General features: G+C 52.8%; 29 protein-coding genes and 1 rRNA gene. 17 read left to right on the plus strand and 13 right to left on the minus strand.

Features of this window, described 5'->3' with window-relative positions:
• The first annotated feature begins 12 nt into the window (after nt 1-12).
• Nucleotides 13-381 (plus strand): flagellar protein FlaG, encoded by a 369-nt coding sequence (locus ELY38_RS16545; RefSeq protein WP_127063290.1) that lies wholly within the window; start codon nt 13-15, stop codon nt 379-381.
• 79 nt (nt 382-460) lie between these two features.
• Here ELY38_RS16545 and fliE read toward each other — a convergent pair whose 3' ends face one another.
• Nucleotides 461-790, minus strand: a complete 330-nt coding sequence (fliE, locus tag ELY38_RS16550) for a flagellar hook-basal body complex protein FliE (RefSeq protein WP_127063291.1) — start codon at nt 788-790, stop codon at nt 461-463.
• Between the two features lie 255 nt (nt 791-1,045).
• Here fliE and fliF point away from each other — a divergent pair, with 255 nt between their 5' ends.
• From fliF to fliR, 13 genes are all read left to right on the plus strand, one after another.
• Nucleotides 1,046-2,803, plus strand: coding sequence for a flagellar basal-body MS-ring/collar protein FliF (gene fliF, locus ELY38_RS16555; protein ID WP_127063292.1), 1,758 nt, complete (start codon nt 1,046-1,048; stop codon nt 2,801-2,803).
• Entirely contained in the window at nt 2,796-3,803 is a 1,008-nt protein-coding gene (fliG, locus tag ELY38_RS16560; protein ID WP_127063293.1) for a flagellar motor switch protein FliG, read from the plus strand. The genes fliF and fliG overlap by 8 nt, the downstream gene beginning before the upstream one ends.
• Nucleotides 3,796-4,557, plus strand: a complete 762-nt coding sequence (gene fliH / locus ELY38_RS16565; protein ID WP_127063294.1) for a flagellar assembly protein FliH — start codon at nt 3,796-3,798, stop codon at nt 4,555-4,557. Before fliG ends, fliH begins: the two co-directional genes overlap by 8 nt.
• 11 nt (nt 4,558-4,568) lie before the next feature.
• On the plus strand, nt 4,569-5,963 hold the full coding sequence (gene fliI / locus ELY38_RS16570; RefSeq protein WP_127063295.1) for a flagellar protein export ATPase FliI: 1,395 nt from the start codon (nt 4,569-4,571) through the stop codon (nt 5,961-5,963).
• Nucleotides 5,960-6,412 carry a flagellar export protein FliJ gene (gene fliJ, locus ELY38_RS16575; protein WP_127063296.1) on the plus strand — a complete coding sequence of 151 codons (453 nt, stop codon included), beginning with the start codon at nt 5,960-5,962 and terminating at the stop codon, nt 6,410-6,412. Before fliI ends, fliJ begins: the two co-directional genes overlap by 4 nt.
• 19 nt (nt 6,413-6,431) lie before the next feature.
• Complete coding sequence (locus ELY38_RS16580; RefSeq protein ID WP_127063297.1) at nt 6,432-7,766, plus strand: flagellar hook-length control protein FliK; 1,335 nt, start codon at nt 6,432-6,434, stop codon at nt 7,764-7,766.
• Nucleotides 7,767-7,929: 163 nt separating this feature from the next.
• Nucleotides 7,930-8,403 (plus strand): flagellar basal body-associated protein FliL, encoded by a 474-nt coding sequence (gene fliL, locus ELY38_RS16585; protein WP_127063298.1) that lies wholly within the window; start codon nt 7,930-7,932, stop codon nt 8,401-8,403.
• Nucleotides 8,404-8,423: 20 nt separating this feature from the next.
• Nucleotides 8,424-9,479 carry a flagellar motor switch protein FliM gene (gene fliM, locus ELY38_RS16590; RefSeq protein ID WP_127063299.1) on the plus strand — a complete coding sequence of 352 codons (1,056 nt, stop codon included), beginning with the start codon at nt 8,424-8,426 and terminating at the stop codon, nt 9,477-9,479.
• On the plus strand, nt 9,476-9,991 hold the full coding sequence (gene fliN / locus ELY38_RS16595; protein WP_127063300.1) for a flagellar motor switch protein FliN: 516 nt from the start codon (nt 9,476-9,478) through the stop codon (nt 9,989-9,991). Before fliM ends, fliN begins: the two co-directional genes overlap by 4 nt.
• Nucleotides 9,988-10,428: a flagellar biosynthetic protein FliO gene (gene fliO / locus ELY38_RS16600; protein WP_127063301.1), complete on the plus strand. Its 441-nt coding sequence runs from the start codon at nt 9,988-9,990 to the stop codon at nt 10,426-10,428. Before fliN ends, fliO begins: the two co-directional genes overlap by 4 nt.
• A gap of 8 nt (nt 10,429-10,436) precedes the next feature.
• Nucleotides 10,437-11,204 (plus strand): flagellar type III secretion system pore protein FliP, encoded by a 768-nt coding sequence (fliP, locus tag ELY38_RS16605; RefSeq protein ID WP_127063302.1) that lies wholly within the window; start codon nt 10,437-10,439, stop codon nt 11,202-11,204.
• Between the two features lie 12 nt (nt 11,205-11,216).
• Nucleotides 11,217-11,486: a flagellar biosynthesis protein FliQ gene (gene fliQ / locus ELY38_RS16610; RefSeq protein WP_127063303.1), complete on the plus strand. Its 270-nt coding sequence runs from the start codon at nt 11,217-11,219 to the stop codon at nt 11,484-11,486.
• Between the two features lie 4 nt (nt 11,487-11,490).
• Nucleotides 11,491-12,276: a flagellar biosynthetic protein FliR gene (fliR, locus tag ELY38_RS16615; RefSeq protein WP_127063304.1), complete on the plus strand. Its 786-nt coding sequence runs from the start codon at nt 11,491-11,493 to the stop codon at nt 12,274-12,276.
• A 64-nt stretch (nt 12,277-12,340) separates the two neighbouring features.
• Here the strand turns inward: fliR and flgL are convergent, their stop codons facing one another.
• From flgL to flgB, 11 genes are all read right to left on the minus strand, one after another.
• A complete protein-coding gene (flgL, locus tag ELY38_RS16620) occupies nt 12,341-13,555 on the minus strand; it encodes a flagellar hook-associated protein FlgL (RefSeq protein ID WP_127063305.1) in 1,215 nt (404 codons plus the stop codon).
• 17 nt (nt 13,556-13,572) lie between these two features.
• The gene (flgK, locus tag ELY38_RS16625) at nt 13,573-15,180 is read right to left on the minus strand and encodes a flagellar hook-associated protein FlgK (protein ID WP_127063306.1); all 1,608 of its coding nucleotides are present in this window, start codon (nt 15,178-15,180) and stop codon (nt 13,573-13,575) included.
• 62 nt (nt 15,181-15,242) lie between these two features.
• A complete protein-coding gene (gene flgJ / locus ELY38_RS16630) occupies nt 15,243-16,265 on the minus strand; it encodes a flagellar assembly peptidoglycan hydrolase FlgJ (RefSeq protein ID WP_127063307.1) in 1,023 nt (340 codons plus the stop codon).
• Nucleotides 16,265-17,395, minus strand: coding sequence for a flagellar basal body P-ring protein FlgI (locus ELY38_RS16635; RefSeq protein WP_127063328.1), 1,131 nt, complete (start codon nt 17,393-17,395; stop codon nt 16,265-16,267). Before ELY38_RS16635 ends, flgJ begins: the two co-directional genes overlap by 1 nt.
• A 46-nt stretch (nt 17,396-17,441) precedes the next feature.
• Nucleotides 17,442-18,131: a flagellar basal body L-ring protein FlgH gene (locus ELY38_RS16640; RefSeq protein WP_127063308.1), complete on the minus strand. Its 690-nt coding sequence runs from the start codon at nt 18,129-18,131 to the stop codon at nt 17,442-17,444.
• A 24-nt stretch (nt 18,132-18,155) separates the two neighbouring features.
• Nucleotides 18,156-18,938 carry a flagellar basal-body rod protein FlgG gene (gene flgG / locus ELY38_RS16645; protein WP_127063309.1) on the minus strand — a complete coding sequence of 261 codons (783 nt, stop codon included), beginning with the start codon at nt 18,936-18,938 and terminating at the stop codon, nt 18,156-18,158.
• A 34-nt stretch (nt 18,939-18,972) separates the two neighbouring features.
• Nucleotides 18,973-19,731 (minus strand): flagellar basal body rod protein FlgF, encoded by a 759-nt coding sequence (locus tag ELY38_RS16650; RefSeq protein ID WP_127063310.1) that lies wholly within the window; start codon nt 19,729-19,731, stop codon nt 18,973-18,975.
• Between the two features lie 32 nt (nt 19,732-19,763).
• On the minus strand, nt 19,764-20,999 hold the full coding sequence (gene flgE, locus ELY38_RS16655; protein ID WP_127063311.1) for a flagellar hook protein FlgE: 1,236 nt from the start codon (nt 20,997-20,999) through the stop codon (nt 19,764-19,766).
• A 36-nt stretch (nt 21,000-21,035) separates the two neighbouring features.
• Nucleotides 21,036-21,725, minus strand: coding sequence for a flagellar hook assembly protein FlgD (locus ELY38_RS16660; RefSeq protein WP_222845166.1), 690 nt, complete (start codon nt 21,723-21,725; stop codon nt 21,036-21,038).
• Nucleotides 21,726-21,727: 2 nt separating this feature from the next.
• Nucleotides 21,728-22,138 carry a flagellar basal body rod protein FlgC gene (gene flgC, locus ELY38_RS16665; RefSeq protein ID WP_126949814.1) on the minus strand — a complete coding sequence of 137 codons (411 nt, stop codon included), beginning with the start codon at nt 22,136-22,138 and terminating at the stop codon, nt 21,728-21,730.
• A gap of 27 nt (nt 22,139-22,165) precedes the next feature.
• A complete protein-coding gene (gene flgB, locus ELY38_RS16670; RefSeq protein ID WP_127063313.1) occupies nt 22,166-22,597 on the minus strand; it encodes a flagellar basal body rod protein FlgB in 432 nt (143 codons plus the stop codon).
• Between the two features lie 46 nt (nt 22,598-22,643).
• Between flgB and flgA the strand changes: the two genes are divergently transcribed.
• From flgA to ELY38_RS16685, 3 genes are all read left to right on the plus strand, one after another.
• On the plus strand, nt 22,644-23,495 hold the full coding sequence (flgA, locus tag ELY38_RS16675; RefSeq protein WP_340148041.1) for a flagellar basal body P-ring formation chaperone FlgA: 852 nt from the start codon (nt 22,644-22,646) through the stop codon (nt 23,493-23,495).
• An 85-nt stretch (nt 23,496-23,580) separates the two neighbouring features.
• Nucleotides 23,581-23,847, plus strand: coding sequence for a flagellar biosynthesis anti-sigma factor FlgM (gene flgM, locus ELY38_RS16680; RefSeq protein ID WP_127063314.1), 267 nt, complete (start codon nt 23,581-23,583; stop codon nt 23,845-23,847).
• 11 nt (nt 23,848-23,858) lie between these two features.
• A complete protein-coding gene (locus ELY38_RS16685) occupies nt 23,859-24,308 on the plus strand; it encodes a flagella synthesis protein FlgN (RefSeq protein WP_127063315.1) in 450 nt (149 codons plus the stop codon).
• 436 nt (nt 24,309-24,744) lie between these two features.
• Here the strand turns inward: ELY38_RS16685 and rrf are convergent.
• Nucleotides 24,745-24,860 (minus strand): 5S ribosomal RNA (rrf, locus tag ELY38_RS16690).
• Nucleotides 24,861-24,891 lie beyond the last annotated feature (31 nt).

Below are 24,891 nucleotides of genomic sequence, written 5' to 3' on the forward strand. Positions count from 1 at the left end.
GGAACGGCTGACATGACATCACCATTCACGGGTACAATAACATCGCTACTAGCTGCTTCATCACCCCGCTTAACGCCGCAGCAGCGCCTGGATAGTACGCTAACCGAGCTTTCCATCGCCGATAATGCTTCTGCCCAAACGGCCAGCCATAAAGAGCCTATAAACAAGGGTGAATTAGTCGAGCCGCTTCAGCGCATCAATACTGTCATGCGGCCCCATGGGCTGGAGTTTGAGATGAGTGAACAGTCATCACGCATCATTACACGTGTCATTGATCGCGAATCAGGCGACGTTATCCGACAGATTCCTGCAGAGGAGGTCATATTGATCGCTGAACGCCTAGAAGAAATACAGGGCCGCCTTATTTCATTAGAAGTATAAAAAGAAGGCTGAAAGAATGAGCGCATGAGCAAACTGCGCTCTTCCTGTCTTAGCGTTACAACCAAGGAGCCTCCAGCGATTACACCTGCATATTCATCACATCGCGGTAAGCCGTTACCAAGCGGTTGCGCACCTGGAGCCCCATCTGAAAGGCAACGCTCGCTTTTTGCATATCCACCATAACATCGTTCAACGCAACGTTCGGCTCCCCGGACTGGAAGGCCATGGCTTTTGCGTCCGCCGCCTTCTGAAGACGGTTGATGCGCTGAATGGAAGCCTGAAGTTCGCTGCCAAAACTGCCCTGCCCCACGGCTGTCGCGACATGCCCACCTTTTAATGGCTGCGCTGCCGCCTGTGTGGCCAGCCCCTGCATTTGCTGAAGTGCTGCCTGAATCGCCGGCGTACTCATACATATGCCTCATCGGCTTAAAATAAAAAGATGAGGAAGCCTAACACCACTACCCCAACCCTCATACGAACAAATAAGTACCAAAAGCCAACCTTTTCGCTCGTTTATGCTCGACATACCCCGGGATAATGGCGCCCATCACAATTCCGCCCCTTTTTGTTTGGCGGATAACCGCGATTGACGGATATAGCCTATGCCTTTTTTGGTGATGCGCCTGAGCCGACACCTGTTTTGCTTACCTCTTTGGAGGAACGCATGAGCGAAACTGGTGCATCGGCAGGCCGTCAAAACAGCACGACACAAAACGCCCCCCGCAGTAACTCGACAGGCAGCGACGCAAGCAGCAAACCAGCGATCGATCGCATGCTAAAGCAGCTGCGCGGCAACCCGTTGGTAATGCTGCTTATTGCGGGCGCCGCGTCTATTGCCGTGGTGGCGGCGCTTTTCATGTGGGCAAGTAGCCCTGACTACCGCGTCCTCTATAGCAACCTTAATGAAGCTGACGGGGGAAGAATTATTGCCGAGCTTGATAGCCGCGGTGTGCCCTACCAGTTTAGTGAGGGTGGCCAGGCGCTGCTCGTACCTAGCGACCAGATCCACACGCTAAGGCTACAGCTTGCCGAACAGGGATTGCCCCGTGGCGGCAATCTTGGGCTTGAGTTAATGGATACCCAGGCCTTCGGGATCAGCCAATTTGCGGAGCAGGTAAATTTTCAGCGAGGACTGGAAGGGGAGCTTGCTCGCTCCATTGAATCCCTTGGCCCCGTTGAGCGCGTTCGTGTGCACCTTTCATTGGCAAAGCCTTCGGTCTTTATTCGTGACCGCGAGCCGGCCAAGGCATCAGTGATACTTACCCTACTCCCCGGCCGTGTACTGGGCGATGGGCAGGTAAGTGCCATTGTTCATATGGTTTCCAGCAGCGTGCCGGAGCTTGCGGCAGAAAATGTGACGGTCGTTGATCAAAACGGTCGACTGTTGTCTGCCGACACGACAAAAGGGAATGACCTGGACGGCACTCAACTTGAGTATATAGCCGAGGTTGAGCGCTCCTACCAGCGGCGTATCGAGCATATTCTTACCCCGCTATTGGGCAGTGCTAACGTACGCGCTCAGGTCGCCGCACAGATTGACTTTTCTCGACGCGAACAAACGTCTGAGCGCTATGGCCCGAACCAGCCCCCTAACGAAGCGGCCGTACGTAGCCGTCAGCTTAGCCTATCGCTTGATGGCCAAGACCCTATGGCTAGCGGCATCCCCGGCGCCTTGAGCAATACGCCGCCCGGCACAGCGCTCTCACCCATCAACCAGCCTGATGGCGAAGAGGGCAATGAGGAAGATACACCGCCCGACGCACTGCGCAGCCTGCGCCAGGAAGACGTGGTCAATTACGAAGTCGATCGCAGCGTTGAGCATGTTCAACATCGGTTAGGGCAGGTACAAAGGCTGTCAGCTGCGGTCGTGGTCAACTACCGCAATATCGTCAATGAAGATGGCGAGGTTGAGCGCGTTGCTTTAACAGACGTGGAAGTTGAGCAAATTGAGCGGCTGGTTCAGCAGGCCATTGGCTTTTCTCAGGTACGCGGAGACCAGATTGAAGTAGTGAACTCGCCCTTTGCCGATACGCGCGAAGAGATAGCAGAAACCATCTGGTGGAAGGACCCCGATACATTGGCCATTGCCAGCACCTTGGGCCGCTACCTGCTAGTGGCGATTGCCTCACTGCTTCTTTATCTGCTGATTTTGCGTCCTTTGATCAAGCGTTACACCCAGACACCGGTAGTAGCGCCAGCAGCAGAACCAGGGCGTACGCTCACTACCAGCGTGGGTGGTGAGGAAGATGACAATGAAGACGAAACTGTCGATGAGGAAGATGATACCTACGGCAACAAGCCCAAGCGTCGGCGTAAAACGTCGCTGTATGAGCACAACCTTAACGACCTACGCGAAATGGCTCAAGAAGATCCTCGCATGGTCGCCATGATCATTCGCAGCTGGATGAATGCTAATGAGTAGCGCAACGGCCGATATGAGTGGTGCTCGCAAGAGCGCCATTCTGCTCCTAGCTCTAGACGAAGACAGCGCGGCTGAGGTCTTCAAGTACCTGAGTGCTAGTGAAGTACAAGAGATCAGTATGGAAATGGCGCGCCTGAACCAGGTGTCCCATGAAGATATGAAAGCGGTTTTAGAAGCGTTTCATCGCGAAACCGAAGAGTTTGTGGCGCTCAACCTTAACTCCAGCGAGCACATCCGCTCTGTCCTTACCAAGGCCTTGGGCAGCGAACGCGCCACCAGCCTGATTGAGGACATTCTAGAAACGACAGGCGGAAATTCAGGCATTGATGCCCTTAATCTGATGGAAGCTACCATGGTAGCGGAGCTTATCCGAGATGAGCACCCACAGATTATCGCCACTATTCTCGTACACCTGGATCGCCATCAGGCAGCTGATATTCTTGAGCATTTTGAAGAGAAACTGCGTAACGATGTCGTGCTACGCATCGCGACCTTTAGCGGCGTTCAGCCAGCCGCACTGCAAGAATTAACGGAGGTGCTGACCAGCATGCTGGATGGCCAGAACCTTAAACGCAGCAAGATGGGTGGCGTAAGAACGGCAGCCGAGATACTCAACCTGATGAACTCATCCCAGGAAGAAACGGCGATCGAAACTGTCCGGGCACACAGCGAGGATCTTGCCCAAAAGATCATCGACGAAATGTTCCTTTTCGAGAACCTGCTCGACCTGGACAACCGTGCCATTCAAATGGTGCTGCAGGAAGTCGAAACCAACTCGCTGGTGGTGGCGCTCAAGGGCGCTCAGGAGGCGTTGGTCGACAAATTCCTGCGCAATATGTCTCAGCGCGCCGCCGATCTGGTTCGCGAAGATATGGAGGCGCGCGGCCCCATACGCGTCTCACAGGTCGAAACGGAACAAAAAGCCATCCTGCAAGTGGTTCGCCGCTTAGCGGACTCAGGTGAAATTGTCCTGGCCGGTGGAGATGACGAGTATGTCTAACTCGTCCCCCCCCGAGTTTGATCGCCATGGCAACTGGCGACGCTGGCAAATGGATGAGCTTGGTTCATCTAGCGAAAGTAGCAGTGAAATATTTACTGCTGAGCCTAGCGCGCATCAGCGCAAGGTGTTGGCCGCCCAGAAGGCAGCGGAGCAGGCGCACCAGCGCGAACAGCAAGAACGTCAGGCGCTTTATGAACGCCTTCGTCAGGAAGCAGAAGAGGCAGGCTACCAGGCGGGTCTTGAGAAAGGCCATGCTGAGGGTATGGCCAAAGGTCTGGAAGAGGGGCGCGCCCAAGCGCGTGATGAGCTAAAGGAACAGGCACGTCAAACGGTAGCCCCGCTGCAGGCACTGGCAAAACAGTTTTCTGATGCCCTGGAGCGTATTGATGAGGTAGTTGCTCATGACTTGGTCGAACTTGCTCTGGCTACAGGCAAACAGCTTGCTGGTGAAGCCCTGCAGGAAACACCTGAGAAGATTTTAAATATTGTTCGTGAGCTTTTACATACCGAGCCACCCCTGGTAGGTCAGCAACGCTTATGGTTAAACCCTGATGACCATACCGTGGTGGAAGCCCATCTGGGCAACGAACTCAGCGCTGCAAACTGGAAGTTACAGCCTGATGACCAGTTAGCCCGAGGTGGTTGTCGGGTCACTAGTGCTCAGGGTGAATTGGATGCGACCTTTGAAAGCCGTTGGCAAGCGATACAGGCCCAGACCCGTAAGCGTCATTCACCCAGTGCTGTGTCTTCATAGGCGGATCATGCATGTCAGATTCCACTTGTCCTCATCAATATCGCTGGCATAAAGCGTTACGCCGCACCACGCAACGGGTAAGCCATTTGCCACGCCATCGCAGCAGTGGGCGGGTAACACGCGCGACCGGCATGGTGATCGAAGTGGTTGGCCTGCGTGTAGCCGTGGGCAGCGCCTGTCGTATAGAGCTACCAGGGCCGGATGGCCGTTTGGCTGATAGTGGCAGGCATGCCGAAGCGGAAGTTGTGGGATTTGCTGGTGACAAACTTTTTCTTATGCCGTTGGAGGAAATTTCCGGACTGATGCCCGGCGCTCGCGTTTCTCCAATTGGCGATGGCAGCGGCCATAGCGCGCGCCGCTTTCCCATTGGTGATGAGCTTTTGGGACGCGTCCTAGACGGTAATGGCAAACCACTGGATGATCGCGAAAGCGTTGAAGACGTACCTCATGCCACCCTCAGCTCAGCGCCGCTTAACCCGCTCTCCCGCGCCCCCATTGAAGATCAGATTGACGTGGGCATTCGCGCGATCAATGCGCTTTTAAGCGTTGGCCGAGGCCAGCGGATGGGGTTATTTGCAGGCTCCGGGGTGGGTAAATCGGTTCTACTCGGCATGATGGCCCGCTACACCCAGGCCGATGTCATCGTGGTAGGCCTGATTGGTGAACGTGGCCGAGAAGTACAGGATTTTATTGATCATATTTTAGGACCTGAGGGCAGACGCCGCTCGGTGGTGGTGGCAGCACCTGCCGATACCTCTCCGCTGCAACGCCTTCAAGGAGCCGCCTATGCCACGCGCCTTGCCGAGGGATTCCGCGATGCAGGACGTAACGTTCTACTGATCATGGATTCACTTACGCGCTATGCCATGGCTCAGCGGGAAATCGCCCTGGCCATTGGTGAGCCTCCGGCAACCAAGGGGTATCCGCCTTCGGTATTTGCCAAACTGCCCGGCCTGGTTGAACGTGCCGGCAATGCTGAGCGCGGCGGAGGATCCATCACCGCGTTTTATACCGTACTGACGGAAGGCGATGATCAGCAAGACCCCATCGCTGACTCAGCCCGGGCAATTTTAGATGGTCATATTGTGCTATCGCGTAACCTGGCCGAAGCCGGTCATTACCCAGCGATTGATATTGAAGCCTCTATCAGTCGTGCCATGACAGCGATTGCGACACCAGAACAGTTAAAAGAGGCGCGGCTTTTCAAACAGATGTTTTCTCGCTACCAGCGTAATCGCGATCTGATTAGCGTTGGGGCTTACAGTCCGGGACACGACCCCAGGCTTGATGAAGCGGTGAACCTTTTCCCCGCACTGGAGCGTTTTCTTCAACAGAACATTGATGAGCGAGCAACGCTTGAAGAGGCACACCAAGCACTGCACGCCGTGGTGGGAGGCCGAACATGAGTCATTCACAGCTTGAGATGCTAACAGGTATGGCCAAGGATGCCCGTGATCAGGCGGGCAAACTGCTCGCTCATGAGCGCCAGACCGAACAACAAACGGCTGCCCAACTGCAATCGCTTAACCAGTACCGCGCGGAATATGCCGAGCGCTTACAAAAGGCGATGCGTGAAGGCATAGACCCGGCCACCATGTACAATTACCAGCAGTTTCTAGCGTCACTTGACGCGGCGTTAAGCCGTGCCCGCCAGGCCTTAATCGCTCAACAGCAGCGGGTTCAACAAAGCCAGCAACATTGGCAACAAGAGCAGCGCAAACTCTCTTCCTACGACACGTTGGCCTCACGCAGGCTATTGGAAGAGCATCGCCGTCTCGAACGCTCTGAGCAAAAAAATAACGATGAGCTGGTAACGGGTCGCTTGGCTCGCCAACGTAACGAAACACCGCACTAGCGGCCCCGGAGAATACGACATGAATATACAGTTATTGCTTTCAGGGGCGCAAAATCAAGGCTCGGCCTCGACAGCCAAACAGTCACTATCCAACACCTTGGAGTCCTCCCAAGGTATTTTTCGTCAGGCGCTTTCCCAAGCGGCTAATACGCCGTTACGCTCAACCACTGTACACACCTCTAGTGCCGGGCCAGTTGCGACCTTGGCGCAACAGCTGCAAGATCGTGGCGTTGAAATCGGCGAAGACGATCTCGCCTCACTGCTGGACCAACTTTCACTGATAGATAGTGATGCGATGGATTCTCAGTTGTCGCTAGATCCGTCAACTAACGAATCCCTATCGCCTCTTGAAGAAATTGCTGAACGCTTAAGGCTGGTGGCCGCTTTCTCCGAAATGTCAGCACCACAGGATTCTCTTGTTGCAGTGCCGACACTTGAAAGCATTGCGCAGCAGTTAGCTATTAGCGAAGAAAAAGCAGCCGATATTATTAGCGCTCTGGACCAGTTGATCGATCCTACAGAAGGTGAATTCGCCTCAATCAGCAGTGCACTAAGCACCTTGCTCGCCCCGTTACAGGGTGACAACAAACAGGTAGCTAGCGTACCAGCAGAACCGTTTCGCTATGCATTTTCTTCGCTGGCATCCAATACACAGCAGGGGCTTGGTGTGATCAGCGACGGGGACACCACGCTTTCAGGGCCCTTGAGTACATCGGCGCTGGCTTTCGGCAATCAGCCGGCCTCGCTGTCCAATGCACAAGAAGCACTGGCAACGCAGGCTTTCCTCACGCCGCTTGGCAACCGCGAGGCCTCCCCTGCGCTTGAGGACTTAGCACCTTTGCGGCCCAGCCAGTTGGCTGCCGGTTTTCAGCCATCGACCCCAGCAAGCCAAACCAGTACAGCGCTAAGCCCCTTTATCAGCACTTCTGTTACTAGCCCTGCCTGGCCTTCGCAGCTTGGCCAACAGCTGGTTCAATTTACCCAACGCGGCGGCGAACAGCAGGTACAGATGCAGCTGCATCCGGCAGAGCTTGGGCCGCTGGCAATTACCTTAAAAGTCACCGAGCAGGGTGCTCAAGCGCACTTTTTATCAGCGCATGCGCAGGTTCGTCAGATAATTGAACAGGCTATCCCTCAGCTCCGCGAAACGCTGGCGGAACAGGGCATATCATTAGGTGAAACCTCGGTTGGCGAACAGCAGAATCCCCAAGAACAGGCCTTTGCCCACCAGGGTAAAAGAGATGGTTTAGGCGGCAGGGATAGTATTACGGGCAGCAGCGATAGCGCCGTAGTCTTGCCAGCCAATGAAAACACCTCATTGATGGCTGATGGCCGGGTTGATCTCTACGCCTGATCATCAGCACGATGAGTAAAAGCGCACAAGCGGCACAGGTGCAAAACAGCTAAACCAAAAGATAGGCTTGCCAAGCGAGCCTGTTCATTTCATCACCCACAGCCACATTAGGCATAATGCTTGCCGTGTAGCATGTGTAGTGATTATGGGAACGGAAAGGCAAATGGCTGAAAAGAAAAGCGGCGGGTCCAAAAAACTGCTCTGGATAATGATTGTTCTGGTGCTGCTCTCCTCGGCAGGTGCAGCAGCAGCCATTTATATGGTGCTTGACCAGCGCGACGGTGCTGAGGGCGAACCCCAAAAACCGCTGGAGCGTGAAACACCGGTCTTTACGCGTATTGATCCTTTTACGGTTAACCTTGCCGATGATCGACACGGCTCGCGCCTACTGTATACAGGCATTACGCTGCGCGTTGGTAACGAGGAGAGCAAGGCCATCATTGAAGAGCATATGCCTCAGGTACGTAGCCGATTGCTAATCTTGCTATCAGGCAAGCAGGCAAGCGAGCTCACCTCCACTGAAGGCAAGGAGCTGTTGGCGCAGTCCATTATCAGCCGCCTTAGCGTCCCTTTAACGGAAAACCAGCCGCCGCTTGATTTGCGTGAAGTGCTGTTTACCGAATTTATCGTGCAATAACCCGGGAACTGGAGCCGTTCATGTCGCAGGACGATCTACTGTCCCAGGAAGAGATTGACGCCTTATTGAAAGGCGTCAGTGGTGATGATGAGCCATCGGCATCATCGTCATCGTCGAAAGAAGAGGCGCGAATTCGCCCCTATGATCCTTCGACACAGCACCGGGTCATTCGTGAGCGCCTGCATGCGCTCGACTTTATTAACGAACGTTTTGCCCGTTACTTCCGCAACGGTCTGTTTAACCTGCTTCGGCGTAGTGCCGACATCACGGTTGAGTCCGTACGCTACCAGAGCTTTAGCGAATTTTCGCGTAATGTGCCGGTGCCGACCAACCTTAACCTGGTGTCGATGAAGCCTTTACGTGGTTCAGCGCTGGTAGTGTTCCCCCCTAACCTGGTGTTTATGGTGGTGGACAACCTGTTTGGCGGAGATGGGCGTTTTGTTACCAAGTCAGACGGCCGTGAGTTTACCAACACGGAGCAGCGTATTATTTATCGCCTGTTGAATCTGGCCATTGATGCTTACCAGGAAGCCTGGAAGGTCGTGTACCCGCTTGAAGTTAACTTCATGCGTTCTGAGGTGCAGTCCAAGTTCGCCAACATCACCAACTCTCCTAACGAGATTGTGGTTAATACCAAGTTCAATATCGAGGTGGGCAACCTTTCAAGTAATTTCCAGATTTGCATGCCCTACGCCATGATTGAGCCGTTGCGCGACTTGCTTGCCAACCCCATCAATGACAGCAATCACGATCATGACGGCACCTGGTCACGGCGTATGGCCAGTGAGTTACGCCAATCAGAAGTTGAACTAGTAGCCGAGTTTGCCCAAATACCCAGCCGCATTGCTCATGTAATGGGGCTAAAGCAAGGCGACGTACTGCCATTGGACATTCCCAATACGATTACCGCTCGTGTTGATGGTGTTCCTGTGATGGAGTGCGAGTATGGTAGCCAGCGCCAGCAACGTGCGCTGCGCGTACTCCGTATGATCGACCATGCCGCCATGAATAACGTATCGTCAAAGGACTTTATTAAAGGTTCGACGCGACAGAAAGCCAAGGAACCCAAAGCATGACTGATCCTAATAAACCCGATCAAAATGTCTCCGACGACGATTGGGCGGACGCCATGTCTGAACAAGAAGAAACGTCAAATACCGCAGATATCGCCGATGAGGAAGATCCGTGGGCAGCCGCTATGGCGGAGCAGGAAGCCGCAGAGGAAGACCAGGCTCCCAGCGACCCGGCGCCTGACACTTCTGCTGCCAAAGCTGCAAGCGATGAGATATTCAGACCCTTGAGCCCTGCAATTGGAAATGAGCAGGCCCGGGATCTCGAAATGATCATGGACATTCCGGTCAAGTTGACTGTCGAGCTTGGCCGCACCAAGTTGACCATCAAGCAACTGCTTGAGCTTGCTCAGGGATCCGTTATTGAGCTGGAAGGACTGGCGGGCGAGCCCATGGATATTCTGATCAACGGTTATTTAATCGCCCAAGGCGAAGTAGTGGTTATCGAAGATAAGTATGGTATTCGTATTACGGAAATCATTACTCCTTCTGAGCGTATCCACAAGCTTAACCGATGAGTGTCGAAACAGCGCCGCTACAACAGGATGCATTGGATGCGCTGGGTAATGGCAGCGATGCGTTTGTGGGCCTGGCAATGCTAGGCAAGACAGCTGCGGCCTTGGCATTTGTCATTGCGCTTATTCTACTTTGCACAGCACTATTAAAGCGTTGGCAGAGCGCACGCATCCACCAGGGTGCTCATCTTCGCGTCATTACCAGTACCGCCGTGGGCAGCCGCGAGCGGGTCGTGGTCGTGGAAATAGAAGATACCTGGCTGGTGCTTGGCGTCAGCGGCGGGCGTATCACCAAGCTCCATGAGCGCCCGGCGCCAGATGAACGTCCAGTTGATGATACCGCCCCCCCCCATACCACACGCTTTTCACAACGGCTCTCTCAAGCGCTTGCCAAACACCGGCGTAACCGCGCTGACGACGATCCACATCAAACACCATGAGGCATAGGATGCGCTCTCCCTGGCCCTACGGGCAGCGTTGGCTGCTATTTAGTATTGCTATCGCGCTTTGTACGTTGGCAGGTTCCGCCTGCGCTCAACAGTTGCCCGGTATTATTTCGCAACCGATGGAAGACGGTGGTCAGCAGTGGTCACTGTCCCTTCAAACGCTGCTATTTTTAAGCTCGCTGGCGTTTTTGCCCGCGATGCTGTTAATGATGACCAGCTTCACGCGCATTATTATTGTACTGAGCCTATTACGCACGGCGATGGGTACTCAGTCCACACCTCCTAATCAGGTCTTGCTGGGTATCGCACTGTTTTTAACCTTCTTTATTATGTCGCCGGTACTGGCCCAGGTGTACGACACTGCCTGGCAGCCGTTATCCAATGAGACCATCAATTTTGAAGAGTTTTTGGTTCGCGCGCAGCTGCCGTTTCGGGAGTTTATGCTTGCCCAGACCCGGGAGCCTGACCTTGCGCTGTTCGTTCGTCTGGCCGAAGTTGGCCCTTTGCAAGGCCCTGAGGAACTTCCCATGCGAGTGCTTCTGCCCGCTTTTGTGACCAGCGAGCTTAAAACGGCTTTTCAAATTGGCTTTACTGTTTTTATTCCTTTTTTGATTATTGATTTGGTAGTGGCGAGTACCCTGATGGCATTGGGTATGATGATGGTGCCGCCGGTAACCATTTCACTACCGTTTAAACTGATGCTTTTTATATTGGTCGACGGCTGGCAATTGATCATTGGCTCACTGGCCGAAAGCTTTTATGTGCTTTAAAGGAGCAATGAGATGACCCCAGAAATGGTAATGAGCATGGCGTATCAGGGCATGCGGGTAACGCTGTTTCTTGCAGGTCCGGTATTGCTGGCAGCACTCTTCACGGGTTTGATCATCAGCCTCTTTCAAGCGGCTACTCAAATCAATGAAATGACGCTGACGTTTATTCCTAAGATCCTGGCGGTGTTTGCTGTTTTAGTATTGGCAGGCCCCTGGTTGATTGGTCTGATCACTGACTTTACCTACCGGCTGTTCAGTAATATTCCCAATATGGTGATGTAGCGCCATGGTGGAAATCACTTTTGCTCAGCTACAAGCATGGCTAATCGCTTTTTTGTGGCCCTTTGCACGTATTACGGCTTTCATGGCGGCCGCTCCGCTCTGGGGGCATACCAGTATTCCTAATCAGGCAAAGGTGGGCCTTGCGGCTCTGGTGACCATCGTTATTGCTCCCATACTGCCTGCCATGCCCAATGTGGCCATTATGTCCTGGGCAGGAGTTGGTATTATGGTCGAGCAAATTATTATCGGCCTGGCCATTGGCTTGGTCATGCATATGGTGTTTGCCGTTGTTCAGGCGGCGGGGGAATATATTGGTCTACAGATGGGGCTAGGATTTGCCAGCTTTTTCGATGCCTCAAGCGGCACCAACATCATGGTGCTTTCACGTATTTTATACATGATTACGTTACTGATGTTCCTGGCATTCAATGGCCACTTGATGGTACTCGAAGCGCTGATCATGAGTTTTGAGACACTGCCCATCGGCCTTTCGGGCCTTAACCCTGGCGCCTTTGAGCTTCTTGCTCGTTATGCAGGGACTATATTCGCCTCGGGCATGCTGCTGGCACTGCCGCTTGTGGGCTCTCTTTTAATTATCAATCTCGCCCTCGGAATTCTTAACCGTTCGGCACCGCAGCTCACTGTCTTCAATATCGGCTTTCCTACTTCATTAATTGTAGGATTGATCCTTATGATGGTACTTATGACGGATATTGGGCGCTTCCTACAGTCACTCTTCAGCCAGGGCCTTGGCATGGTACAAATGCTCATTGAAACCATGGCCCTTTAAACTAAACCCCCTTAATGGATAACCATAAGGAGGCTAAGGGAAGTCACAAGACGTTTAGATTGCCTTACATATAGTTAAATAGCGATAAACCTTTAATATCTACAAATGCTTTTTGTGCTGCCTGTAGACCCACCTGACGCAAGCTATATTCGGAAATAGCTTCGGCATAATCCAGATCCACCAGATCCGATAGTGTTTGCGTATAGTTCATCATGCGGTTGCTGCCGACTGCGTCAATCACGTCCAGCTCATTCAGACGTGCGCCTGCAGATGCACGTACTGTCAGTACGTTATCCAATGCGTTATCCAATTCCCGCATGGAGCTATTTAGGGTATTGCGCAGAGCCGCTTTCTCAGCATCGGTTTCAGCAGGGTTTTCAAGCACACCAATAGCGGCCTCTAAAGTTTTAAAGAGGTCCGCTGGCATATCTTCACTCCCAGCTTTGGCCATGGAAATCTTATCTCCATTGGCCGGCTCCCCTTTAAGGGCAAGGCTGATACCGCCAAATGAGATCTGCTGTCCATCGCCGACATACGCGCCCGAAGTAATTTCACCCTCGGGCCCAGTCACGGTATAGGTAGTGTCATTATCATCGACACTGAACTCGATGGTAAATGCCTGACCATAGCTATCATCATTGACATCTTTAGCAGTAGGCCCGGAGAAGGTCACATTGCCACTATTTTGCGGCTCAGCTTTCGCTATATAACCAGCGCCACCCGTGACGCTTTGGAAAATGGCTTTGCCGTTTTCAGTCACTGGCATCTGTCGCGAGGCATCTACCTGTTGCTTACGGCCATTCGAATCACCTCGGTACTCGATGCCTGCATCCGTTTTGCTAAAAGGCGGCGCATTATCTTTATAGCCACCGAATAAATAGCGGCCATTGCCATCGGTAGCATTAGCTTGGCCAATCAGCGTTTCATAGACCCCTTTTAGCTCACTTGCAATCGACTCACGATCAGCGTTGCTAAGGGTATCGCTGGAGGCCTGGATTAGCAGTGTTTTGGCGCTAGTTACCGCATCACTGACGCTGTTTAAAATGCTCTCTGTCTGAGAAAGCGAATTGCGGGCCGAGACGCGCGAATCCGCATACTGTTCTGTGATGGCCATCGACTGATCAACCCCCACCGCACGCGCGGCGGCCTGAGGATCGTCAGAGGGATTTACCACACGGCGGCCACTGGCGATTTGCTGGCTCACTTTCAAGAAATCGCTTTGCTGGCGATTCATCGAAGCCGTGCTCTGCTCAAACATGGTAACGCTGCTAATACGCATAACGGGAACTCCGAAAATTAGTTACGCAAATTCAGGATGGTGTCCATGATTGAGCCCGCGGTATCGATAACACGCGCGTTAGCCATATAGTACTGCTGGTAGCGAAGCAGATTGGCGGCCTCTTCATCCAAATTAACGCCGGACTCGGACTGCTGAACCGCGCGCAGCTGATCGGTTAGCCCTTGCCGCGCATCCAGGTTCACTTGGGTAATATTAGCGCGGTTACCCACATCACTTACGATCGATGCATAAGCGCCGCTTACGGACGCATTACCGCCTACAATATTTTCACTTTGCAGATTCTGCAGCGCCAGGGCATTACGGTTATCACCTGAAGAAGCCTCTTCTCCGGCGGCAATCTGATCTACATCTGAAATATTGACCTCCATGCCATTGCCTGCGCGGCGAACGGGTTGGATTTCAAATTTGTCGCCATTGGCTGGCATGTTGGTGAAGGCAATATCCACACCACCAAATGAGAGCGTGTCGTTGCTCCATTCGAAGTCAACGCTGGCACCATTGTCGTTACGCGTAACGGTAAAGGTGTCGTCCCTATAACTGACGATGTAATCCGTTGCTCGCAGTTGTCCCAGGTTGTCAGCATCGAACTCAATGGATGCTACATCCGCACTATTTCCAGCGTAGCTATACGCTTGGGGCGCACGCACGTTGAAAAAGTCTTCGCCATTATCCCCATTAAGATCAATGCCCTTCTTATGCTGTTCGTTAAAGGCAACTGAAAGAGAAACTGCTAGCTGGCCAATCTGGTTCTGGGTCTTATCCAGCGTCTCTGAGCGGAAGCTCATCAGCCCACCCAGCGCGCCACCTTTAATAGTCGATTCATTTAACTGAGTTAGGTTTCCACCGCCATCACGATAGCCGACTACGGTGCGCTGAGGATCATAATCGGCCTGCATGGTCTCCAGTTTGAACGAGTTGGTCCCCGTTACTAACGGTTGACCATTAGGCAGACTGATATTATACGTTTTGCCATCCTGAACATTGAGACGCAGATCCATACGCTCGTTAAGCTCAGAAACCAGATGATCACGTTGATTAAGTAAGCCGTTTGGCGCCTCGCCAGAGCGTGCACGCGCTAAAGCAATCTCTTTATTTAATCCGGCAATCTGTTCTACTGTATTATTAATCTGGGTAACTTCATCTTTTATCTGATTATTGATGTTGCTCTGCATATCCTGCAGGTAGCCATCAAAAGAGCGGAACTGGGCACTCAGAGTATTAGCGGTACCCAGTACGCCCTGGCGAGCCGCCGGGTCAGAAGGCGCACTTGCCAGATCTTCCAGGGATGAGAAAAAATTCTGCATTAACGGGGAAAGACCCGCCGCCCGATCTGCCAATAAATTATCGATCTGCGAAATCTGATTATTGTAGGTATCCAGAGCACTGGATTGGGTTTTCGCACTGTTTAGCTGATTGGCCACATAGGTATTGAACTGACGCTCAATACTGTCAACGCGTACACCGCCCCCCGTGCGTCCTTCTCCCAATTGAGTAAGCTCACGGTTATAGCCTGGCGTAAACACGTTGCTGATATTGTTGCTGGTCGTATTAAGGGCGTTTTGTGCCGCACTCAGACCGCTTAAACCAACAGAAAACATGCTCATAATTTATATCCTCAGACCGATACTTAGTCTATCGGCAGCATCCTGAAAAACTTAAGAACCCGTTAGCGCGAATCGGCCAGGAAGGTACTCTCGGCGGGCAGCGTCCCCATTGTGTTCATGACAGCGACGAGTTTTTGAGCGTAACGCGGGTCTGTTGCATACCCTCCCCGTTGAAGCGCATGGGCGGCTTGCTCGGCATTAGGCGCCTGCACTACCTCGGCATAACGCGGATTTTTGCCTATCAGATTGGCATAGTCGGTAAGCGCATGCTCAAACGAATCGTAAACCCGGAAAGTATCCACCACCTGGGTGCGCTGGCCGTTAATATACTCATGAGTCACAATATCCGTGGTTTTACCTTGCCAATGGCTTCCTGCCTTGATGCCAAACAGGTTGTGGCTATTCCCGCCCTGGTGGGTTGGTATCTCGTGCCGCCCCCAACCCGTTTCCAAGGCTGCCTGGGCTAGAATAAGCTCTGCGGGAACACCGCTGGCCTTACTGGCAGCCTGGGCAGGCGAGGCAAGCTTGTCTATAAACCGCTGTACATGGTCAGCTGTACTTGTTGGCGTCGATGATTGAGCCACAGCCGGTGCGCTTGTTTCAGCGATGGTTTTCTGGCGTATGGCTTCAAGCTCGCTCAAGAATCGGCCGTCCGCCTGAGTTCCCACGGCGCGTTCACCTTGAGGCTGTAACGCGCCATCCAGTACGCGTGGCGTTCCACGTGGAATGCCTGCAATCAGCGCTTGCAACTCTTGATCTGCATTGGAAGCTCCACCGATCGCGCCCTGGCGCTGTAGCTGCTCGACCAGCACATCAGCTAACCCAATTCCTTTGGAAGCAATCACCTGTGACCATTGCTGATCCAGCATTTGCTGGTAGGTATCCGTTGTGGTGCTGCTTATTAGTCCAGAGGTAGGGATCGCATCCCGCATACTCTTCATCATCATCTGTACAAAGAGCGCTTCAAACTGCTGCGCGGCTGAGTGTGCCCCCGCTTCTGGATCAACGCGCGCGGTGTGCTGCAAGCGCTGAAACCCCTGCATATCGAGTGCAAACTGGCTGGTCATATCATTGGAGATACTCATCAGATAACCTCCAGCTCAGCACGAAGCGAGCCGGACGCTTTTAGAGCTTCCAGAATCGACATCAGATCCTGCGGTGTTGCGCCCAGCGCATTCAGAGCGTTAACCACTTCATTAAGCTGTGCCCCTTCAACAATCTGAAGATAGGCTTCCTGTTGTTCGATATTGATATCGGCATCCGGCACCACGACGGTTTGCCCCTGCCCTAAAGGTGCTGGCTGGCTCACACCAAAGCGCGTATCAATCATGATCGACAGGCTGCCGTGGGCGACTGCGGCTTGGCGTAACGTCACGGCGCTGTTCATGACCACCGACCCCGTTCGTGAATTTAACACCACTTTGGCCGGTGCTTCTGTCGGCGTTACCTGCACATTTTCTACCCGCGCCATAAAGTTGACGCGTGCATTGGGATCAAGAGGGCCATCCAATGCGATGACACGCCCATCACGGGCATAGGCAACCGACTGGCCAAACTCATTGTTAATAGCGGCGACCATACGCTGCACGGTACCGAAGTCAGCGTCGTTGAGCTGCAGTTCCAGCATGCCGCCATTGCCACCCAAATTTAGCGGCACTTCACGTTCGACGAGCGCGCCGCCGGGAATGCGCCCAGAGGCTTGCTGGTTAATCTGTACGCTACTACCGCCGGCTTGGGCACCCGCGCCGCCTACCAGCATATTGCCCTGGGCGATCGCATAGGTATCACCGTCGGCCCCTTTCAAGGGCGTCATCAAGAGTGTACCGCCACGCAAACTTCGCGCATTGGCAATCGATGAAACCACGATATCCAGACGCTGACCTGGGCGGGAGAAAGGAGGTAGATCAGCCGTCACCATAACAGCGGCTACGTTACGCAGCTGCATATTAGTACCTGGGGGAATGGTGACACCCAATTGAGAGAGCATGTTAGTCAGGCTCTGGCCGGTAAAGGGTGCTTGGGTTGTTTGATCGCCCGTGCTGTCCAGGCCTACGACCAGGCCATAGCCTACAAGCTGGTTATCCCTGACGCCTGCAAAATTGGCCAGCTCACGAATGCGTTCAGCATGAACGGGCAAGGCGAGCAGGCACATTAATAGCACAGTACCTAGTTGATTTAGCCGCACTTTAATTGATCGAAAACCGTTTTGCCGCATTGCCATCACTCTAGGTCACTGTGCTGTTTAGCCATTCTGAATAGCATTAGAAAGGCGAGACATTTAAGAAAAAGCGCTGCAGCCATCCCATATGCTGCGCCTCATTGATATAACCATCGCCGACATATTCAATCCGAGCATCGGCTACTTGGGTGGAGGGCACCGTATTCTGCGTAGTAATCGTTCGAGGATTCACAACGCCTGAAAAGCGGATGAACTCCGTTCCCTGATTGATAGCGATCTGTTTCTCACCCCTGACACGCAAATTACCGTTATTCATGACCTCTAGTACCGAGACGGTAATCGTACCGGTAAAGGAGTTGTTCGCCTGCGCTCCCCCACCACCGTTAAAGTCGCTGGCACCAGAAAGATCAAAGCCATATTCGGCCAAGGTATCCAGCACATCAGGCAGCTGAGCAAGCTCAAGCGAAGAGCTACCGGTACGCGAGGCATTCGTGCGCGCGTTCTTACTTGCACTGACCTGCTCATCCAGCACGATGGTCAAGATATCGCCCATGGCTCTTGGCCGGCGGTCTTCGAAAAGCGGCTGGTAGCCACGTCGGGCCTGATAGATTGAGCCATTGGGAACGGGCGGTGGGCGGTCCACAATTTCAATCTGCTCCTGCTCACCCACAACCGAAGCACGGGGTATCTGCGCGCAGCCAGCAGCCAGCAATATGAAAAACAGCAAAGCAATGACGCTTAGCTGACGGCTAACATTATAAAATTCCCGCATGGCTCAGTAGACCTCAAAGCGCCCTTACAGCTGGCTTAAACGTGCCAGCATTTCATCGCTGGTAGATACCGCTTTACTGTTAATTTCATACGCACGCTGGGTCTGGATCATGCTGACCATCTCTTCCACCACGTTAACGTTCGAGGTTTCGACGTAGCCTTGGAATAAACGTCCTGCGCCATTATTACCCGGTACGTTCTGGTTAGGTGCCCCAGAAGCGCCTGTTTCCAAATATAAATTGCCGCCTATGCTTTCTAAGCCTGCAGGATTAATAAACGACGCTACGTTAATTTGACCAATATCAGCATCCTGGGCTATTCCAGGCTGACGGACACTGACCGTACCATCTTCGCCAATAGTGACCGATAGTGCATTTTCGGGTATAAAAATAGCGGGCTCTAATGGGTAACCATTTGCCGTCACCATCTGACCATTTTCATTGAGCTGAAAGCTCCCATCTCGGGTATAGCCATTGGTGCCATCAGGCAGTAACACCTGAAAAAAGCCCTCACCGTTAATGGCAATATCACGTGAGTTCCCGGTTTCTTCCAGACCTCCTTGCGTATGCAACCGCTCGGTGGCAACGGCTCGAACCCCCGTACCTACCTGCATACCGGATGGCAGGCGGTCCTGGATATTGTTCTGAGCACCCGGCTGACGCATATTTTGGTAAAGCAAATCTTCAAATACAGGACGTGAGCGCTTAAAGCCATTGGTGCTGACGTTGGCCAGGTTATTGGAGATAACATCCAGCTTTGTCTGCTGAGATTCCAGCCCCGTCTTGGCGGTCCACAAAGAAGTAATCATGAGAATCGTGTTCCCTTGGGTAAGCGGCTAGGGTTTAGCCCTGAATAGAGAGAATACTGTTGGCGCGCTGAGCATTTTCATCAGCGGTGCTGAGCATTTTCATTTGCATGTCGTAGCGCCGGGCAACATCGATCATTGAAACCATGGCATCTACGGCGCTGACATTGCTGCCTTCAAGTGCCCCACTTACCAGGCGAGCGTTCTCGTCGCCCGGCAAGGCGCCAGGCTCACCTTCTTCATTAAGCGGGCCACGAAACAGGCCATCATTGCCGCGCGTCAGCTCCTGCTCATCAGGCGTAACCAGCTTGATACGGCCAACTTCCACCAGCGCCTCGGGGCCTTCGCCCTCAGGAATGGCGCTGATCGTGCCATCAGCGCCAATGGATACCTGGGCGCCCTGAGGCACCGCGATCGGGCCACCATCGCCCATAACTGGGCGTCCGACGTTAAGCAGCACACCATCGCTATCGAGCTGCAGATCGCCGCGCTTGGTGTAGGTTTCAGTGCCATCGTCTGCCAATACCGCCATCCAGGCGTTGCCTTGCATCGCTACATCCAGCGCACGGCCGGTAAACTCGACCGGCCCCTGGGAAAAATCGCTGCCAGGCGTCGTGGTAACCACTGAAGTACGCGTTGTCAGCAATGCGTCGCCCTGAACAGGCACCGAGCGTGCGGCCTGCAGCTGGGCGCGAAACCCGGTAGTGGTCACATTCGACAGGTTGTTGGTCACCACCGACTGTTGATCCATAGCGTTTTTAGCACCGCTCATGGCGGTATATAACATTCGATCCACTCAGACTTACTCCTTACAAGAATGATCCACTATCAAAGGTTCATAATGGTTTGCAGGAGTTCATCCTGGGTGCTGATCGTATTCGAGTTTGCCTGGTACGCGCGCTGGGCCACAATCATATCAACGAGCTCACGGGCCATATCAACGTTAGAAGTTTCCGTTGCACCTGCTTGAATCATACCGCGCAGACCTGTGCCCGCTGCACCCACTAATTCCTGTCCAGAAGATGCCGTGGCCGTCCAAAGGTTATCGCCCTCAGGCTTTAAGCCTTCTGGATTACGAAAACTGACAAGTGCGATTTGGCCAGCTGCGCGGGACTGCTCGTTAGAGTAGTTACGCATGATGGTGCCATCATCCTGGATAGTCACACCTACCAGAGATCCTGATGTATAGCCGTTCTGGTTAATATCATTAACAGTCGAGCTATTGGCAAACTGTGTTGAGCCGTCGAAGCTTATTGCAATATCTAATGCTTCAAACGGATTCCCGGCACCAAACTCAGAACCCGGGCCATTAAAAGCCGCATTGTTGATATTCGTAGTGGCATTCAATGTGCCGTTTTGATTAAAGGCTAAGCTGCCTAAACCGATATCATAAGTACCACCACCGGCAGGCCCACCTGACATTCGTCCATTAACAGCCCACTGATTATCAGCAGTTTTAGTGAAATATAGTGAAAGGTTACGCGCATTCCCTTGAGAGTCGAATACGGTAGCATTGGTAGAATAGTTATAAGTATTGGCGTTGTTGGCATCAAACGGGGTAGCCGCAAGATCGATAACTGGCTGCCCTGAGTCCAGGTTAAGAGATATATCTAGCTCAGTGGTTGCATTAGCCTGAAGATCACCAGAAGGCACTTGCATCCCCAGCACGTTGCCACCCGCCTGTATATTTCCATCTGCATCAGCCGGGTAGCCCATAATCTGCGCGCCCTGGGCATTAGTCAGGCGACCATCTGCTGTCATGGTCAGCTGTCCATTGCGCGAGTATCCCACTTCACCATTCGGCTGCTGAAAGCGGAAGAAACCTTCACCTGAAATGGCAAGGTCCATATTGCGCGATGAGGTCTCGATGTTGCCCTGGCTGAAATCCTGCAGTACGGCAGAAGTGCGAACACCAAGTCCAATACGCGACTCGGCATAAACATCAGCAAACTGAACGTTAGAGCTTTTAAAGCCTACTGTTTGCGAGTTGGCAATATTGTTACCGATAGCGCCTAGTTTTTGTTGCTGTGCGTTTAAGCCACTGAGTGCTTGTGAGAAGCTCATAATGTTCCCCTGAAAAAGGTGTTATTTAGCGAAGAATCAAAGAATTTGTTTAATTTGATCGAGAGCTACCTGACCATAGATGGCCCCCAGATCCAGACGAACATCACTGCCACCAGCGCCTGGCGATACTCCTTGCACCAGCGCATAGTTGAGCGCTCGAGACTCAATAAGCTCACCTTTTGCATTAGTCGCCTTGAAGTTAACGCTGTAGGCACCTGCAGGTACTGCCACGCCTGCATTGGTTAAACCACCCCAGCTAAAGGATTCAACGCCTGCTGCCACCGCGCCTAGATCCTTGGTGTAAAGCACCTCGCCTGCCTTACTGGTAACAGTAACTTCAACTTTCTCAGCGGATGAAGCCAGTTCAATACCAAACGGGGTTGCGTAGGAACCGTTCTCCTCGTCAACACTGACCATCACGTTATTGCCAGGCACCAATACGGCTTTATCGATCAACCCCGCTGCCTGAAGCGTTTTCGCCGCATCCATCTGCTGGGTAATACCGCTTAGCGTGGTATTAAGCTCTTCAATCCCGCTCACGGTATTGATTTGTGCCAGCTGAGAGGTCATCTCCGCATTTTCCATGGGATTGAGCGGATCTTGATTCTGTAGCTGGGTAATCAGCAGGGTCATGAAGCTGCTGCGCAGCTCATCTGACTGCCGCGCCGATAGGCCATTTGAACCACCGCTGTTGACACTATTTAGGACACTTGTATCGATGTTCATAATTATCCCTCACCCAGCGACAGTGTCTGTATCATCATCTGCTTGGTAGTATTGAAAACCTCGACGTTCGCTTGGTAGGAGCGCGACGCAGAAATCATATTCACCATTTCATGAACAGGCTCTACGTTGGGCTTGGCCACATAACCGTCTTCATCAGCGGCGGGGTGATTCGGCATATATTCAAGACGTAGCGGCGAGTCATCTTCGACAATCTCTGAGACTCTCACTCCTCCCACGCCATAGCGGGTGTTTTGTGCCTGCGATTCAAACATTACCTGCTTCGCGCGATAGGTTTCCCCATCAGGCCCGGCAATACTATCGGCGTTGGCCATATTGCTGGCGGTAACGTTCATACGCTGCGACTGGGCGCTCATGGCAGAACCAGCAACATCAAACGCTGAAAACATCGACATAACTTATCTCCTACGCAATCAATCAGCCTACTCGGGCTGCATCGCGTTTTTCAGACCCTGGATACGGCGATTCATGATCGTCAGCGCCGCCTGGTAACGAACGGCATTATCAGCAAACTGAGTGCGCTCACGATCCATATCAACAGTATTGCCATCTAAGCTCGGCTGATCAGGAATCCGGTATAGCAGATCCGTATTTCCAACGCCCCGCCAAGCGGGCCCTGTGCCTGCCATATGCTGCTCAGAAGTGCGCGATAGTGTTAAACCACCATGGCTGCCTTGCTGAGCACCACCACTTTCAACCGCTTTCTTCAGCTCACTTGCGAAGTCAATATCGCGCGCCTTGTAGTTGGGCGTATCAGCGTTGGCAATATTGGCAGCCAACACTTCATGGCGTGCTTGTCGCAAGCCGAGCGCCCGCTGATGGAAGTTAAAGGCAGACTCTAGCTGATCAATCATGCCGAACACTCACTCGCTGGGGGCAAAAACAAAATGAAATTTATTGATGGTGGAGAATACGCGTCCGGCTGTCAGCCAAAGCATGGAACAGCTAGTATTTACACCAGTATTTCGCCTGTTTCCTTTAAGCCTTTTTCGCTACACTTATCAGCCAGATTTCGTTATTTCCCCTTTTGAGCCCTCCACCATGCCATATCTGCTGCACGTCGCACGCTGCTGTCTGGCAGTACTCAAGCGTTACTTTTTACTAGGCATTTTTTTGCTTTGCTTCCCCAATGCGCAGGCCGACGACGCTCTTCTCCAGCAGGTGCATCAGTTTTTATATCAGCAGACGCAGGCGCTAGGGGAAGAAGTAATCATTGACCTGCGCCCGCCCTCGCCGCATCTTCCACCTTGTATTCAGCCAGAGCCTTTTTTGCCTAATGCGGGCCAGTCACCGCTTGGGCGCGTCTCGGTTGGTGTTCGCTGCGGCGAAACACACCAGCAGGTACGCTATCTCCAAGCGCAGGTCGATGTTATCGGTAGCTACTGGGTAGCTCAGCATAATATTGAGCGAGGCACGCTTATTACGCCCGATATGCTAACGCAGCAGAGCGGCAATTTAAGTGCACTACCCTCTCAGGCGTTAATTGATGAAGCAGACATAGTGGGCAAAGTCGCTCAACGCCCGATTCGTAGTGGAAGTACGTTTCAAACCCACTCACTGCAAGCCCCTGCGCTTGTGGAGCGTGGTCAACGTGTTACGGTGATTGCCCAGGGCAGCTCGTTTCGAGTATCTCGAGAGGGTGAAGCGCTTGAAGATGGGGGGCAGAACGACCGTATCCGCGTGCGCTTTGATACACGTGAAATTGTCACGGCGCGTGTTAGTGGGCAGGGTATTTTAGTGGTGGATTTTTAATTCTGGTCTAAAGTTTTAGCCACCCAAGCCGATAGTTGTAACACTGCGCCGAATACACAGACGTTGACCATGCGAGGCACACAACGTGAAAATTGATAATGTAAATTCGCTGCTACGTGCGAGCCAAGCACATCAGCGCGATGAAACTCAAAAAGCGAACGGTATCAAACCTGTGGAATCGGGCAACTCCTCGCGCGAATCCACTCAGCTTAGCCAGTCGCGCTTTGATGAAACGCACGATATTGATATGGCGAGAGTCCAGGAAATACGTGATGCTATTCGCGAAGGCCGCCTTGAGATGAACGCTGAGCGTATCGCCGATGGTCTAATTGCTAGTCTCACAGAATCATAGGATAGATGGTTATGAGCCTTGCTCGCTTGCTTTCTGATCAACAACAACGCCTTGAAGAACTCACGGCATTGCTGTCGCGTGAGCAGACACTTTTAACGCAGGGCGACATCGACGGCGAAGCACTCGCCAGTTTAGCAGTCGACAAGCAAATACTCCTTACCGAGATTGAGCGTATCGAGACGCTGCGCCGCAATGTACAAAAGCGCCTTGGCTATGAAGAAAACGCCAGCGGTGCAAGAGCGGCCGCGAGCGATGCCAAGTGCCTGGACGCCTGGGAAGCCCTGCTTGCAAAAAGCGAACGGGCAGCCAGAATGAACGAACTAACCGGGCAGATGCTTTCCTTGCGCATGAAGCATAACCAAGAAATGCTCAACTATATACGACAGATTGCTGAAAAGACGCTATACAAGCCAAATGGCCGAACCGGAGCACAGTCCGGAAGAATTAACGCCTCGGCCTAAATAAGCAGACTCCCTCTCTACGGCTTCAATAAGAACTCTCCTATTTCGCATTAAGCTCTTACAGGCTAGCCATACTTCCTGGCAGCTATACGGCTTTGATTACCGGCGTCTGGCTATGCATTCTTAAATCAGCTCTTAGCCTCCTCGCGTACTGGCCGAATTACTATGGTTACCCATCAATCATTTGTCATCAACGACGAGCGGGGCAGTTCGCTCACTTTACCGAGGAGGGGCGAGCTGCGTTAAAGCAGAAGCTTGCTGGATAGCCAGCCCACCAGACAGATACTGGCTGTTATCAATAAGTGCACGCCAGAAGATAGCGGTAGCTTCTGAGATTGGACTAGAGAGCGTATCGAATGGTGAAGTGCACTGACTTTTCTTTCACGCAAAAAAAATCCCCCCAGGCGCAAGCCCGGGGGGATTTTTCATAATAAGTGCCTGACGATGACCTACTCTCGCATGGGGAGACCCCACACTACCATCGGCGCTAAGCGGTTTCACTACTGAGTTCGGCAAGGGATCAGGTGGTTCACGCTCGCTATGGTCGTCAGGCGTAACGGGCAATGTACATCATGCTGACGTG

This window comes from Vreelandella nanhaiensis, from assembly GCF_003990185.1.
GTDB classification, from domain to species: Bacteria; Pseudomonadota; Gammaproteobacteria; order Pseudomonadales; family Halomonadaceae; genus Vreelandella; species Vreelandella nanhaiensis.